The following is a 13,279-nucleotide window of genomic DNA, read 5'->3' as shown; positions in this document are numbered from 1 at the left end:
AAGTGAATTAAAGACTCGCTTTTAATCGTCTAAATTTACCTTAGGCATATGCAGGACAGATATACATCATTTCAACATATATCAAGTCGATATATGCGAATAAATTTTGACAAAAGTATGGCGGGAATTGAAAACGCTGTAAATTTAAGGTTTTAGCCACAGTTTGCATGGGATTTACCTAAAATACCTGAAATTGAAATTGAAAACTACATGGGGTAACATAGGGCAAAGGATTATTTTATATGGACTACTCTATACCCTTATCTGGGTTACGGTATCAGGCTCAGCGGTTGTCTGTGTCTTCAAATAATATTGTTAACGCGGGGTCCCTTGATTCATCGCGATTGCCTGATCGTGTTCCCTTTGCACCAAGTAGGCTGGATGCAGTAAGTCGTGACCCCGGCGTTTCAGGAAACTTACAGCAATTAGGCCCAAATGCACCGTTGTCTGAGCCAGGGCAAAGTGCTGGTTTCGCGGAAGTGTTTTCTGCCACAGGCGTCAATATTGAAAGAGAATTGGTTGATCAAAAGCTTGTGTCTATTGCGTATAAAGCAAATGCGGCTGTAATAAATACCTTCTCAGAGTTAGACGAAACACTCCTTGATACGGTTAAAGATTAATATAATTTAATAATTTTGTTTCTGGTCTTAACCATAAAAATATAAGCGTTTGTCTGTTGTTAGCTTGTTTAGTGGTTTTTAGTTATCGTTTTGATCAAATTTTATTTATAATTTAGTAAGTTTTGTTCTACACTCTAGGTATTCGTTGCCAAATAAATATTAAATGAACAAACGGATTACGTTAATTTATTTTGTTTGTTGTGTGGGTGCTCTGAAATCCGATGCCAAAAAAACATAGTACTACAGAAGATGGTCACATCAATGATGACAAACGTCGTTTTCAGCGGGTGTCAGTGCTTTGGTCTGGTGAGTATGCCGATGATCAGGGGGCTGAGCAAAAGTGTGTGATCTTTGATATATCTGTTAATGGTGTTTGTGCAAAGTTTGACCAAACGTTGGAGATCGGTACTCAGTTTATTCTAAAAATCGCGGGTGGGTTTCAGCTGTTAACGGAAGTTGTATGGTCAAGAGGCAGGACAGTCGGCCTTCGTTTTAGTGACAGCCCGGATAAGATGGCAAGTATCATGGCCGGCGTTTTACCGAGTAAATGTTTGGAGTTTGCTTAGGGTGCATTAGTGTTGTAGGTGGCGTGTTTTTGTTACCTATGAAAAAGAATTTAGGTGCTGCAGTTTGTAGCACCTTTTTTATTTATCAAAAGCTGAAGCATGGAATGACAAGAACCAACTCGGAACAGGTGCTGTAAGATTGTACCAACGAATCTTGAATTGTCCTCATCTTTGAGTTGTTTAGCAGGGTAGACATGAGCTTTATGCTATTACTTCTATAGAAAAGAGGTGAAATTTTATTGCTTTTTTTTGCTATTTAGTGTTTTATAATGTTAGCTTGAAGCGATTTAATTTTGAAATAAATTTGTGTTATCTTCATGTAATTAAACAGATAATTGTTTCGTGTTCATGTATGATTCTGGTTTCTGAGAGTGGCTGTATTTTGTATACAATTTTACTGTGCTGATGAACTGTAAATTGACTATGCAACTCCAGATGGATAGCTTAAAACCATCCTTATTAGATTAGGTAGATGAACACTAATTAATAAAAGAAGCGCATTCCGCGCTTATTTGCGACATTTGGGAGGATATCGTGATTAAAAAAGGACTTTTGGCTACAGCGGCTTTCGCTAGTATGCTTACTATGGGTGCTGTAACAGCACAGGCAAAAACTTTTGTCTATTGCTCAGAAGGCAGCCCGGAAGGTTTTACGCCAGCGTTATATACATCAGGTACGTCATTTGATGCTAGCTCTCGTAACATCTTTAACCGTCTTGTTGAGTTCGAAAGAGGCTCAACTATCATGACACCAGGTTTGGCTGAATCCTGGGAAGTTTCTGAAGACGGTCTTTCTTACACCTTTAAACTTCGCCCTGGTGTAAAGTTCCACACAACAAAATATTTCACTCCAACACGTGAGTTGAATGCTGATGATGTGCTTTTCAGCTTTAACCGCCAGTGGAAAGCGGACCATCCGTATCATAAAGTATCCGGTGGTACGTATGAATATTTCTCTGGGTATGTTAGCTTCCCGGACATTCTGGAAACAATTGAGAAAGTTGACGATCTAACTGTCAAATTTACTCTGCAAAAACCAGATGCTGCATTTATTTCCAAAATCGCTATTGATTTTGCTTCAATCCACTCTGCAGAGTACGCTCAGCAGATGATGGATGCAGGTTCTCCTGAGAAGTTTGACCAAGAGCCTATCGGTACTGGTCCTTTCCAGTTCGTATCTTACCAAAAAGATGCTTTCATTCGCTATCAAGCTAATGAAGATTATTGGTCTGGTCGTGCACCGCTAGATAAACTCGTTTTCGCAATTACACCTGACGCGCAGGTTGCGTATCAGAAACTTGCAGCTGGCGAGTGCCATCTTGTTCCTTATCCAAACCAAGCTGATCTTGCTTCAATCGAAGCAAACAAAGATCTGACAGTGGATAGCCAAGAAGGTATGAACGTTGGTTATCTTGCGTTCAACACAGAGAAAAAACCATTTGATGACAAGCGTGTTCGTCAGGCTCTTAACTATGCCATGAACAAAGAATCTATCATCAAAGCTGTTTTCCAGGGCGCTGGTAATGCGGCAAAGAACCCGCTTCCACCAACCCTTTGGGGCTACAACGAAGAGATCCAGGATTATCCTTATGATCCTGCAAAAGCGAAAGCTCTCTTGGCTGAAGCTGGTGTAACAAACCTAAGCACTAACATCTGGGCGATGCCAGTGAAGCGTCCTTACAACCCGAATGCTCGTCGTATGGCTGAGCTTATTCAGGCTGACTGGGCGAATGTTGGTGTGGATGCCGAGATCGTTTCTATGGAATGGGGTGAGTATCTTTCCCGTTCACAGAAAGGCGATCACGATACAGTACTTCTAGGTTGGACTGCGGATTATCCAGATCCGGATAACTTCCTGTCACTTCTGAACTGTGCATCTGCTGAGTCCGGTGGTAACCGCGCGCGCTGGTGTCACAAAGAATTTGACGATCTTTTCCAGGAAGCGGTACGTGTTTCTGACCCAGAAAAACGTACTCAACTTTATGAGCAAGCTCAGGCTGTCTTCAAAGAAGAAGCTCCTTGGGTAACTGTTGCTCACTCTGTTGTTCACAAAGCTATGAGCAACAAAGTAGTTGATTTCCGTATTGATCCACTTGGTGGTCATGTATTCTACGGCGTTGATTTAGAAGAATAAGAGAAAAATCTTATAGCTAAATATGAAACGGGGGGGGTGTAAACCTTCCCCGCTTTTCTTATAAGCGAAGTCAGGATCGCGATGTTACGCTTCATTTTATCAAAGTTGGGTGTTCTTATCCCAACGTTTCTTGGTGTTACTCTGATTGCTTTCAGTTTCATCAGGATGTTACCCGGTGACCCAATCGAGCTTCTTGCCGGCGAACGCGGTGTTACGCCCGAACGGCATGCCCAGCTTATGGCTGATCTAGGTTTTGATCGCCCGATTTGGGAACAATATTTTTCATTCCTTTGGGGGATTTTACAAGGTGACTTCGGTGTCTCCTTTACCAGTCGTACTCCAGTTCTCGAAGAGTTCCTAACGCGGTTCCCCGCGACAGTCGAGCTCGCTGGGTGCGCCATTATCTTTGCAGCCTTGATCGGCTTGCCAGCTGGTATCATTGCTGCGGTCAAACGTGGCTCAGCTTTTGATCATACTCTTATGGGTATTTCCCTCGCCGGGTATTCCATGCCTATCTTCTGGTGGGGACTTCTGTTGATTATCCTGTTCTCTAGCCCGGATATGCTTGGATTAACTCCGGTATCAGGTCGTCTTTCCGCCTTGTTCTGGATTGATCAAGATACTGGGTTTATGTTGATTGACGCCTTTGTTAGTGATGAGAAAGGAGCCTTCAAGTCAGCGGTCTCGCACCTTATTTTACCGACCATTGTCTTAGGTACGATACCGATGGCAATCATTGCGCGTCAGACTCGTTCTGCGATGTTGGAAGTTCTTGGTGAAGATTACGTTCGTACTGCAAAGGCCAAAGGGCTTTCTCCTTTCCGTATTGTTGGTATTCACGCTCTTCGGAATGCTTTGATCACAGTTGTTACCGTGATTGGCTTGCAGGTCGGGGTTCTTTTGGCTGGTGCTATCCTGACGGAAACAATTTTCTCTTGGCCTGGAATTGGTAAATGGATGATTGATTCTATCTCTCGACGTGATTATTTCGCGGTTCAAGGGGGGATCGTCCTTATTGCATCGATTGTCATGATGGTGAATCTGTTGGTTGACTTCATGTATGGTTTGATCAATCCAAGAATTCTGCATCGGAGGTAATGATGAGCGAAGTTCAAAATACAGCCGAGCAGTCCTCGGTACCCGAACAAATCAGTCCTCTGCGTCAACAGTTCAGAGAGTTCTGGTTTTATTTTTCGGAAAACAAAGGCGCTGTCGTTGGCCTGTTTTTCTTCCTGTTTATTGTCTTTATTGCTCTTTTTGCTGATGTGATTGCGCCACATTCGCCTGATCAGCAAAACCGCGATTTCATTTTGATCCCGCCATTTTGGCAGGATGGTGGAAGCATAGAGTTTCTTTTGGGAACGGATGCTGTTGGTCGTGATCTTTTATCACGCCTGATGCACGGATCTCGCTTCTCTCTATTTGCTGGGTGCATTGTGATTGTCATCAGTTTGACATTCGGTGTTTTGCTTGGTCTATCCGCCGGGTACTTCAGGGGTTTCTACGAAGTCATCGTAATGCGTGTTATGGATGTCATCTTGTCTATCCCAAGTTTGCTGATGGCACTTGTTCTTGTTGCTATGCTTGGCCCTGGCCTTAGAAACGCGATGATTGCGATTTCCATTACTTATTTGCCGCATTATGTCCGTCTTGCACGTGCTTCTGCTGTGGCTGAAGCTGCTCGGGATTATGTGACAGCCAGTAAAGTGGCTGGTGCAGGCACTATGAGACTAATGCTTGTAACAATTTTGCCGAATTGTATGGCGCCATTGATTGTTCAGGCCTCGTTGAGTTTCTCTACGGCTATTCTAGATACGGCTGCACTTGGCTTCCTGGGTATGGGGGCACAACCGCCTGCATCTGAGTGGGGAACAATGCTTGCTGAAGCACGTGAATTTATCCTCAGTGCCTGGTGGGTTGTGACTTTCCCTGGTGTTGCCATTCTCTTGACCGTTTTGGCTATCAACCTGATGGGTGATGGTCTGCGTGATGCCCTTGATCCCAAGATGAAGAGGTCTTGATCCCATGAGTTTATTGGATATTAAAAATCTCTCAGTCGAATTCCAGACCGCACATGGCTTGTTCCGTGCTGTTGATGGTGTTGATCTGGAAATTGATCAGGGGGAAATGGTTGCGATTGTTGGTGAGTCGGGATCGGGTAAATCCGTTTCCATGCTGGCTTTGATGGGCTTGTTGCCTTGGACTGCGAACATTACAGCTGATCGCATGCTCTTTGATGGCATTGATTTATTGTCAATTTCCAAAAAAGAGCGCCGTCAAATCATTGGGAAAGATATTTCCATGATTTTTCAGGAGCCAATGACCAGTCTTAACCCTTGTTTCACCGTCGGCTATCAGATCATGGAAGTGATCAAAGAGCACTTGGGCGGTACCAAGAAAGAGTTGGAAAAAAGAGCAATTGAGCTTTTGGGCTTGGTTGGTATTCCGGCACCGGAAACCAGATTGCGTGCGTTCCCGCACCAGATGTCTGGTGGTATGAACCAACGTGTGATGATCGCAATGATGATTGCTTGTAATCCACGTTTGTTGATTGCTGATGAGCCAACAACAGCTTTGGATGTGACCATTCAGGCTCAAATTCTTGAGCTTTTGGGTGAGTTACAAAAAGAAAAAGGCATGGCCTTGGTTCTGATTACCCATGATATGGGGGTTGTTGCTGAAACTGCTGAAGTTGTGAATGTTCAGTATGCGGGCCAGCAAGTAGAGCGTCAGGACGTTGTCGGTTTGTTTGATAAGCCGCAACACCCTTATACCTATGCTTTGCTTAATGCTTTGCCCGAACGTGCGACAAGTAAGCGGCTGCCATCTATCCCTGGGGTTGTGCCCGGACTGTTGGACAGACCAACGGGATGCCTTTTTAATCCTCGTTGTCAATTTGCAACAGACAAATGCAGAAAAGAAGCGCCGGATCACGCAAGTAAGGTTCTGTGTCATTATCCTTTGGTTGATGGAAAACCATCGAATGGTCATCCCGGTGTCTCTACATCAGATGTCTCTGTTTCGGGGGGAGCTGCATAATGGGTGCTGAAACTGTATTAAAAGCCGATAACCTCAAGCGTTATTACGATGTTAAAGGGGGAATGTTCTCCAAGGGCGGTACTGTAAAGGCGCTTGATGGGGCAACATTTAAGCTAGAAGCAGGAAAAACACTGGCTGTTGTTGGTGAATCCGGGTGTGGTAAATCCACGCTTGCCCGCTTGGTTACGTTGATTGAAAAACCAACAGAGGGTGAGCTGATACTCGGTGGCATGGATATCGCGTCTGCACATAGCAAAGAAGACATGATTACGCTGCGCCAGATGGTGCAGATTGTTTTTCAGGATCCATATGGATCTTTGAACCCGCGTCAGAAAATCAGTGATATTCTTGCCGAGCCTTTGAAGATTAATACCAAGATGTCAGCTTCGGAAAGACGCGAAGAAGTGCTTTCCATGATGTCGCGTGTTGGTCTTCGCCCCGAACAGGCTGATCGTTACCCGCATATGTTCTCTGGCGGACAGCGACAGCGTATTGCTGTTGCCAGGGCACTGATGTTGCGACCAAAAATCGTGATATTGGACGAACCTGTTTCTGCATTGGATGTTTCCATTCAGGCACAGGTACTGAACTTGTTGACTGATTTGCAGGAAGAAATGGATCTTGCCTATCTCTTCATTTCGCATGATTTGTCTGTTGTAAAACATATTGCGGATGATGTTTTGGTGATGTATCTCGGGCAACCCGTGGAACATGGGACACGGGATGAGATTTTCAGTAATCCTCAGCATCCATATACGCGTGCGCTTTTATCAGCTACACCTGTTGCTGATCCAAATAGAAAGAAAGACCGTATCAAGTTGGTTGGGGAGCTACCGTCCCCATTGAACCCGCCATCAGGTTGTTCTTTTCATCCACGTTGTCCACTTGCTAATGATCGCTGCAAAGCAGAACGACCAGTTTTGGCATCTACGAGCAGTGCACTTGTTTCGTGTCATGCGGTCGAAGAGGGACGAAGTTAACTTTAGCTTAGGCTTCTTGCTTTTTTAAAAATGCGCTCAATTGTGTTGGGCGCATTTTTTGTTTACCAATTGATTCAAAAGAGATTTTTAATTCGTTTAAACGATAACTTAGCTGTGTTATTAATATTGTATACAGAGTTTGTTCGGGGTGAAGTGTGCAATCTGAAGGTATAAATTTTTCTACAGAAGCTTTATGGAATCGTTCGAAAGAAATTATTCGGGAAGATTATCACAAACTGGACTTGTTGCTTCATAAGCTTGGTAGTCCTAAACCGTGTTTGATTTGGAATCCCGAACCTGAAAACCTCCCGGAGGATCAACTTGCATACTTTCTGGAGTGGTGGAATCAGGCCAGGGACAATAATTTTGCCGCGTCGCCGGATGCTGTTGATCCTATGGAACTACGATTAATTCTTGGGCACTTAGCTGTTTTAGACGTTTTGGATGGGGCGAAAACTTTAGGTATCGCCTGTATGGTTCTGCTATAATGAGTGAACCTGGCAGAGATCTTACCGGACTTTTGCTAACAGATATTTGGACCCCGCTCAGGGCATTTTTTACAATAACCTATCGTGCGGTTGTTCAGCGCAAAGAGCCCCTGTATACCCAGCACGAACCACACCATTCATTAAAAATGCAAGTGTGGGATCGTTTAATTCTTCCGCTCAGTAATACCGGGAATGTTGATCGCCTGATCGTGGCGATTGTACCAAGTAAAAGAAAGCCATCTTCGGAGATAGATATTTCGTAATTATTGTTCAAGAACCGATGGGTTAATACGGTTACCTTCCGAGGTGAAGAGATGATAATGTTCGTGTGCTACAGCAAAATAAATGTTTTCGCCTGGCCTAATTGATGCCACGCCATTAATTCTTGCGACAGCCTGTTTGGTCGTATCTGAATCGAAGTAGATATAAGTATCAGAACCTAGCTGTTCCGTACTTGTGACTGTGCCTTTAATTTGGCCTGTATCTGAAGGCACTAAATGTTCAGGGCGTATGCCTATTTGTAATTGGTTTCCTGTCTGTAGTTCCTGTGATGGGTGTTGATTGGTATCTACAGCGAACTCATCGTTAGAACCGATAATCTTAATGCTTTTTTTCTGAGATTTTTTCTCGTTTACGCTGGCAGGAAAAAGATTCATTTTCGGCGAACCAATGAATTCTGCAACAAATGTGTTTATGGGAGTTTGGTATAGTTCAAGCGGAGTGCCAATTTGAGCAATCTCGCCATTGTTGAGAATTACAATGCGATCGGCGAGCGTCATTGCCTCTACTTGATCATGCGTTACGTAGATCATTGTGGCTTCAAGCTGTTTATGTAACTTGGCTAGCTCTATGCGCATTTCTAATCGGAGGGCTGCATCCAGGTTGGAAAGAGGCTCATCCAACAAGATGACTTTTGGGTCCCTAGCAAGTGATCGTCCTATAGCAACACGTTGACGTTGCCCCCCCGAAATTTGACCTGGCTTTCTGTCGAGAAGATGTTCAAGTTGCAGGATCGACGCGATTTCTTGTACTTTATTGTTTATTTGGTCTTTCGGCAGCTTTGCTAACCGCAAAGGAAAGCCAATATTTTCGGCGAGTGTCATGTGAGGGTAGAGAGCATATGACTGGAACACCATAGCAATATCACGTTCGGAGGCTGGTAATTGATCTGCTCGCCGATCTCCGATCCAAAACTCTCCGGAACTGATATCTTCTAACCCAGCAATCATTCGTAACAACGTGGATTTTCCACAACCCGATGGGCCAACAAAGACGACAAATTCTCCGGGTTTAATGTCCAGATTTATATTGTGAATAACCTGAATATCACCAAAACTCTTATTGATATTTTTAAGTGATAGTGCGGTCATAATGCTTGCGTCCTTTTGTGGGGAAATTTGTCAGTTGTATTGTCAGCGAAACAGTTTACGAGGCCAACATCCTGGTGATTGGGATATTGACGGGGGTGAGATGCGATTGCATAGCTTGCTGTGTCAATCGCTACTTGCAGACAAGTTTCAATGGATTGGGATCTTGCATAAGCGGCTAAAAATCCTGCGTTAAAAGAATCTCCTGCGCCAATCGTATCTTTTACGATTGTTTCTCTTGAGTTACAGGTCAGCGTTGGGGATCCCAACCTATCTACCCTTGCGCCTTCTTCACCTAATTTAGTTACAAATAATGCGTTTTGAGGCATTGTTTTGAGCAAGGATTGATAATCAAGCGAGTGAGAATTTGGTTCTTTTGAAGAAGATGATAACAAAAGGCCCTTTGCTTCAGCTTCATTGAGCAAGGCGATGTCGATATAGGGCAACCAGCTTATAACTTCGGATCGTGTTTCTTCTGTCCACCCATCGGATGGCCACGCGGTATCCAAGGCAATTTGCCCGCCTTTGGATTTGACGAATTGAAAAATCGTGGTCAATGCAGGACGAATTGTTGGCATTAATGACGTCCCGACAAAAAGAACAACCACATTGTTTAGATCCATCCCGGCAAGCTTGTTTTGTAATTCCAAGGGTTGGAACTGTGCGACATGCCCGGGGGTGCTAAAAAAAGTACGTTCTCCATCGGGGTGAGTGATCCCAACAGTGAGAGCAGTATCAACACTGTCAATAATCCAGTCATCCGCAAGGTCAGGGTATTGTTGCATAAGCCAATCGCCAAAGAGATCGTTGCCAATATTAACAACCATGCGATGACGGATACCCAGTGCGGTAAGGGCTTTTGCTGTTATGCCTGCACCGCCACCTTCACGAAGGTTGGCATTGGGTAGAATGACTTCGGTGCCGGGTGTTGGCCAAGGTACTTGTGGTCCCATGATTAAATCAACGTTCACGGTTCCAACGGTTATGACTTCTGGGCTTTTTAAATTGTTTTTAGGGTTGGGTGCTTCAATCATCCCTTTACGCTCCCGCTCATTAGCCCGGATACGAGCGATTTTTGTAAAAAATAAGCCATAGAAACTGGTGGAATTGTGGCTAGGATGCCAGCGGCAGAGATTAGTCCGTAATCGGCAACTCGACCTGCTGCAAAGTCTGCGATGGCAACAGGAAGCGTTTTTGCTCTGATATCGTTCGTGAAAAGTAAGGCGTAGAAAAACTCATCCCATGCCATAAGGACGGCCATTAATGCGGCTGCACCAAGTGCTGGTTTTGCGATAGGTAAAGTAATGTACCAAATGATCTGAAGTCGATTAGCGCCATCTATAAGCGGGGCTTCGTCTAGATCTATTGGAATTGCATCAAAATTGCTTTTTAAAAGCCAGGTCGTGAAAGGAACCAGTACGCCACAATAGACGGCAATCAAGGCGATGTGTGTATTTAGAAGCCCTAAAGATGCCATGGCAGAATAAAGGGGTAATACCAATGCGACTGGTGGCATCATAAAGGTGGCGATGGCGATGAAAAGTAAGCTACTCCTTCGTTTGCCGGGAAGACGAGACAGGCTATAAGCTGCAGGTATTGCAACGCTTAAAGACAAAACAGTAGCTGATATTGCAACGATCAGGCTATTTCTTAGCGCATAAAGAAAAGATTCTGCGCTGGTGCTATCAAAGTCGCCTATCAAGCTGATGTAATTATCAAAGGAAATATCCGCTGGTATCCATGACAAGGGCAGTGTGGTTAGGTCTTTGGTAGAACTGACGCTCATTATGAATAGCCACAATACAGGGCAGAGAAGAACAAGACCCAGTAATATAGCTGAGCTGTAAACAATTGCTGTTTGAAATTTACTTTGCTTAATCATGTTGTATTCCCCTGTTTTTTGATCAGCCAGAGGTAGGTGGCAATCAGAAGGGCACTGATAAGAACGACGATGAGAGCATAAGACGCACCAGAGCCAATTCGCATATAGGCAAAGGCTTCTTGATAAACATGGAAGCTAACGGTTTTAGTACTGTTTGCGGGGCCACCACGGGTCATGACGTAGATGATATCAAAGACTTTGAATGCTTCGATCGTTCGAAGAACAAGTGCGACACTAACGGGGGCGACTATTGCCGGGAAAACAACTGTCCAAAAACGTTGCCATGTATTTGCCCCGTCCAAAGTGGCTGCTTCGATCAGATCCTTTGAAATCGTCTGTAATGCGGCAAGGGTAATGAGGGCAACCAAAGGAAAGTTTTTCCATATATCTGCAATTGCCACCATCCATAAGGCTAGGTCGGGATCTCCTAGCCAACTTTGGTATTCTGCCAAAAGGCCAACCTGTGTCAGAAGAGCATTGAGTGCCCCGAAATCTGGGCCGTAAATGAGCCGCCACATCATGGCGTTGACTACGGTAGGAAGCGCTAGAGGAAGAATTAAAAGTGCGCGTAAAAGAGTTCTGCCTTTAAATACTTGATTTAAGAGTAGGGCAACCAGCACACCAATGATTATTTCAGCAGAGACAGAAACAGAAACAAAGTAAGCGGTGTTTTCTATTGAATCCAGAAATTTAGAATTACCAAGTGCTTTGATGTAATTTTTGAAACCAACCCAACGGTCTGTTGTTGCTGGTGATGCAAGGTGGGCAGCGGTAAAGCTATAATAAACTGTTTTGATTAGGGGGTATCCGACCACCCCGATGATGATGGTCATCATCGGGGTTAGCAGGAGCCACGCAGTTGTGGCTTTGGTAAAACGGACCATTGACTTTAACTACTCTAGTCTAAGTCAGCTGCAACATCAGCGGCTTCGTTTAATGCCTCTGCTGGTTCTTTTGACCCTAACAGGGCTTCTTGGATCGCGACCTGAAGGGCTGAAGACATTTCCTGATAGGATGCTTTGGTCGGACGTGGGTACATTGCTGCCAGACCAACTTTTGCTGCCTTCAAAAGTTCTTCCTGCCCTTTTGTGACTTCTGGGTTTTCATAGGAAGATTTCCATACGGGCAAACTTAATTTTGCAAAGTCTTCCTGAACGGGTTTGGATGACAGGTGTTGAATGTATTTCCAAGCCAGCTCTTTGTGTTTGCTTTTGGATGTAATCCCGAGCCCCATGGACCCGTTCACCGCAGAAGCAGTACTGATACCTTCTGCACCGGGTGCAGGGGCGATGCCCACATGACCCGCAACGGATGATTCCTTGGGGTCGTTAGCAAGGTTATACATATAGGTCCAGTTAACAGCGAAGGCAGCTTGCCCACTTGAAAACGTCCGGCGGACATCTTCTTCGGAATATTCGCGTGAATTTGGATTAGTTAGACCAAGTTTAATTGAATCAACCATGTATTCCAATGCTTTTAAGCCGCCACCTTGTTGAAAGACAGGCTTGCCATCGGCATCCAGAAATTTACCGCCCATTGCGGACAGGAAGGTTGCGTAATCACAAATTACGGCCTCTGATTGTGACCAGCTCCAGACTAAAGGATAGTCGACGATGCCCTTGTCTTTAATAAGCTGTGCCTGGCTAGTAAGCTCTGACCATGTAACTGGTGGTTTGGATATACCTGCTTCTTTTAGCATTTTCTCATTATAGAAAAGGTATTTGGTGTCAACAATCCATGGCATGCCATAGTACTTGCCGCCGTATTCAACAGTGGTCCAGGCACCTTCAAGAATTTCTTTTTTTGTAGCAGAATTAATTTTATCGCTGACGTCAGTCAACAGCCCGTATTGTGCAAACTCAGCGGGCCAGATCACATCAAAGAGAACGACGTCATAGCCTTCTGAAGCATTATGAGAGAGCACGATTTTATCGTGTAGCGCTTCGTAGGGGACAAACTCCATCTTTACATCAACACTTGGATTTGCCTTTTCAAAGGCTTTGGTCATGTGCTCGATATCTTGTTCGCTATAAGCCGCTTGGGCCATGAAAAGAGCGCTTAATTGCGTCTTTTCAGCGTTGGCAGGAGAAGCAGTAACAAGTGCCCCGAGCGCCGCTGCCATAAGTAGTTTACTTTTCTTCATATTAACCTCCCTGTTTTAAGGTTATTGCCACAAAGACTGGTTCACAAAAGTTTGTAGTTTT

The 13,279-nt window shown here is 44.5% G+C and carries 14 protein-coding genes; 9 read left to right on the top strand and 5 right to left on the bottom strand.

Annotation, left to right across the window (positions count from 1 at the left end; all coding sequences use genetic code 11):
* Positions 1–242: 242 nt before the first annotated feature.
* From ACN0QW_RS07085 to ACN0QW_RS07045, 9 genes are all read left to right on the top strand, one after another.
* Complete coding sequence (locus ACN0QW_RS07085) at positions 243–620, top strand: hypothetical protein (RefSeq protein WP_417430038.1); 378 nt, start codon at positions 243–245, stop codon at positions 618–620.
* A gap of 221 nt (positions 621–841) precedes the next feature.
* Entirely contained in the window at positions 842–1,186 is a 345-nt protein-coding gene (locus ACN0QW_RS07080; RefSeq protein WP_417430036.1) for a PilZ domain-containing protein, read from the top strand.
* A 576-nt stretch (positions 1,187–1,762) separates the two neighbouring features.
* On the top strand, positions 1,763–3,319 hold the full coding sequence (locus tag ACN0QW_RS07075) for an ABC transporter substrate-binding protein (RefSeq protein ID WP_417430433.1): 1,557 nt from the start codon (positions 1,763–1,765) through the stop codon (positions 3,317–3,319).
* A gap of 81 nt (positions 3,320–3,400) precedes the next feature.
* Positions 3,401–4,417 (top strand): ABC transporter permease subunit, encoded by a 1,017-nt coding sequence (locus ACN0QW_RS07070; protein ID WP_417430034.1) that lies wholly within the window; start codon positions 3,401–3,403, stop codon positions 4,415–4,417.
* A gap of 2 nt (positions 4,418–4,419) precedes the next feature.
* Positions 4,420–5,340, top strand: coding sequence for an ABC transporter permease subunit (locus tag ACN0QW_RS07065; RefSeq protein WP_417430431.1), 921 nt, complete (start codon positions 4,420–4,422; stop codon positions 5,338–5,340).
* A 4-nt stretch (positions 5,341–5,344) separates the two neighbouring features.
* Positions 5,345–6,358 carry an ABC transporter ATP-binding protein gene (locus ACN0QW_RS07060; protein ID WP_417430032.1) on the top strand — a complete coding sequence of 338 codons (1,014 nt, stop codon included), beginning with the start codon at positions 5,345–5,347 and terminating at the stop codon, positions 6,356–6,358.
* Positions 6,358–7,338 carry a peptide ABC transporter ATP-binding protein gene (locus ACN0QW_RS07055; protein WP_417430030.1) on the top strand — a complete coding sequence of 327 codons (981 nt, stop codon included), beginning with the start codon at positions 6,358–6,360 and terminating at the stop codon, positions 7,336–7,338. Before ACN0QW_RS07060 ends, ACN0QW_RS07055 begins: the two co-directional genes overlap by 1 nt.
* Before the next feature lie 155 nt (positions 7,339–7,493).
* Positions 7,494–7,826 carry a hypothetical protein gene (locus ACN0QW_RS07050; RefSeq protein ID WP_417430028.1) on the top strand — a complete coding sequence of 111 codons (333 nt, stop codon included), beginning with the start codon at positions 7,494–7,496 and terminating at the stop codon, positions 7,824–7,826.
* Positions 7,826–8,089, top strand: a complete 264-nt coding sequence (locus ACN0QW_RS07045; RefSeq protein WP_417430026.1) for a hypothetical protein — start codon at positions 7,826–7,828, stop codon at positions 8,087–8,089. Before ACN0QW_RS07050 ends, ACN0QW_RS07045 begins: the two co-directional genes overlap by 1 nt.
* On the opposite strand, the gene ACN0QW_RS07040 is transcribed toward ACN0QW_RS07045, so the two are convergent.
* The 5 genes from ACN0QW_RS07040 to ACN0QW_RS07020 form a co-directional block, all read right to left on the bottom strand.
* The gene (locus ACN0QW_RS07040) at positions 8,090–9,196 is read right to left on the bottom strand and encodes an ABC transporter ATP-binding protein (RefSeq protein ID WP_417430024.1); all 1,107 of its coding nucleotides are present in this window, start codon (positions 9,194–9,196) and stop codon (positions 8,090–8,092) included.
* On the bottom strand, positions 9,193–10,227 hold the full coding sequence (locus tag ACN0QW_RS07035; RefSeq protein ID WP_417430022.1) for a carbohydrate kinase family protein: 1,035 nt from the start codon (positions 10,225–10,227) through the stop codon (positions 9,193–9,195). The genes ACN0QW_RS07040 and ACN0QW_RS07035 overlap by 4 nt, the downstream gene beginning before the upstream one ends.
* A complete protein-coding gene (locus ACN0QW_RS07030) occupies positions 10,224–10,979 on the bottom strand; it encodes a carbohydrate ABC transporter permease (RefSeq protein WP_417430020.1) in 756 nt (251 codons plus the stop codon). Before ACN0QW_RS07030 ends, ACN0QW_RS07035 begins: the two co-directional genes overlap by 4 nt.
* 92 nt (positions 10,980–11,071) lie before the next feature.
* Entirely contained in the window at positions 11,072–11,959 is an 888-nt protein-coding gene (locus ACN0QW_RS07025) for a carbohydrate ABC transporter permease (RefSeq protein WP_417430018.1), read from the bottom strand.
* A gap of 14 nt (positions 11,960–11,973) precedes the next feature.
* Entirely contained in the window at positions 11,974–13,218 is a 1,245-nt protein-coding gene (locus tag ACN0QW_RS07020; protein ID WP_417430016.1) for an extracellular solute-binding protein, read from the bottom strand.
* Between the last annotated feature and the right edge of the window lie 61 nt (positions 13,219–13,279).

Source organism: Kiloniella sp. (assembly GCF_048259265.1).
Lineage (GTDB): Bacteria > Pseudomonadota > Alphaproteobacteria > Kiloniellales > Kiloniellaceae > Kiloniella.
This window is presented reverse-complemented; position numbering and strand designations above follow the sequence as displayed.

Bases quoted from the DNA above. Each gene is read 5' to 3' on its own strand.
- ACN0QW_RS07085 (WP_417430038.1), top strand. From the start codon at position 243: ATGGACTACTCTATACCCTTATCTGGGTTACGGTATCAGGCTCAGCGG.
- ACN0QW_RS07080 (WP_417430036.1), top strand. From the start codon at position 842: ATGCCAAAAAAACATAGTACTACAGAAGATGGTCACATCAATGATGAC.
- ACN0QW_RS07075 (WP_417430433.1), top strand. From the start codon at position 1,763: ATGCTTACTATGGGTGCTGTAACAGCACAGGCAAAAACTTTTGTCTAT.
- ACN0QW_RS07070 (WP_417430034.1), top strand. From the start codon at position 3,401: ATGTTACGCTTCATTTTATCAAAGTTGGGTGTTCTTATCCCAACGTTT.
- ACN0QW_RS07065 (WP_417430431.1), top strand. From the start codon at position 4,420: ATGAGCGAAGTTCAAAATACAGCCGAGCAGTCCTCGGTACCCGAACAA.
- ACN0QW_RS07060 (WP_417430032.1), top strand. From the start codon at position 5,345: ATGAGTTTATTGGATATTAAAAATCTCTCAGTCGAATTCCAGACCGCA.
- ACN0QW_RS07055 (WP_417430030.1), top strand. From the start codon at position 6,358: ATGGGTGCTGAAACTGTATTAAAAGCCGATAACCTCAAGCGTTATTAC.
- ACN0QW_RS07045 (WP_417430026.1), top strand. From the start codon at position 7,826: ATGAGTGAACCTGGCAGAGATCTTACCGGACTTTTGCTAACAGATATT.
- ACN0QW_RS07040 (WP_417430024.1), bottom strand. From the start codon at position 9,196: ATGACCGCACTATCACTTAAAAATATCAATAAGAGTTTTGGTGATATT.
- ACN0QW_RS07035 (WP_417430022.1), bottom strand. From the start codon at position 10,227: ATGATTGAAGCACCCAACCCTAAAAACAATTTAAAAAGCCCAGAAGTC.
- ACN0QW_RS07030 (WP_417430020.1), bottom strand. From the start codon at position 10,979: ATGAGCGTCAGTTCTACCAAAGACCTAACCACACTGCCCTTGTCATGG.
- ACN0QW_RS07025 (WP_417430018.1), bottom strand. From the start codon at position 11,959: ATGGTCCGTTTTACCAAAGCCACAACTGCGTGGCTCCTGCTAACCCCG.
- ACN0QW_RS07020 (WP_417430016.1), bottom strand. From the start codon at position 13,218: ATGAAGAAAAGTAAACTACTTATGGCAGCGGCGCTCGGGGCACTTGTT.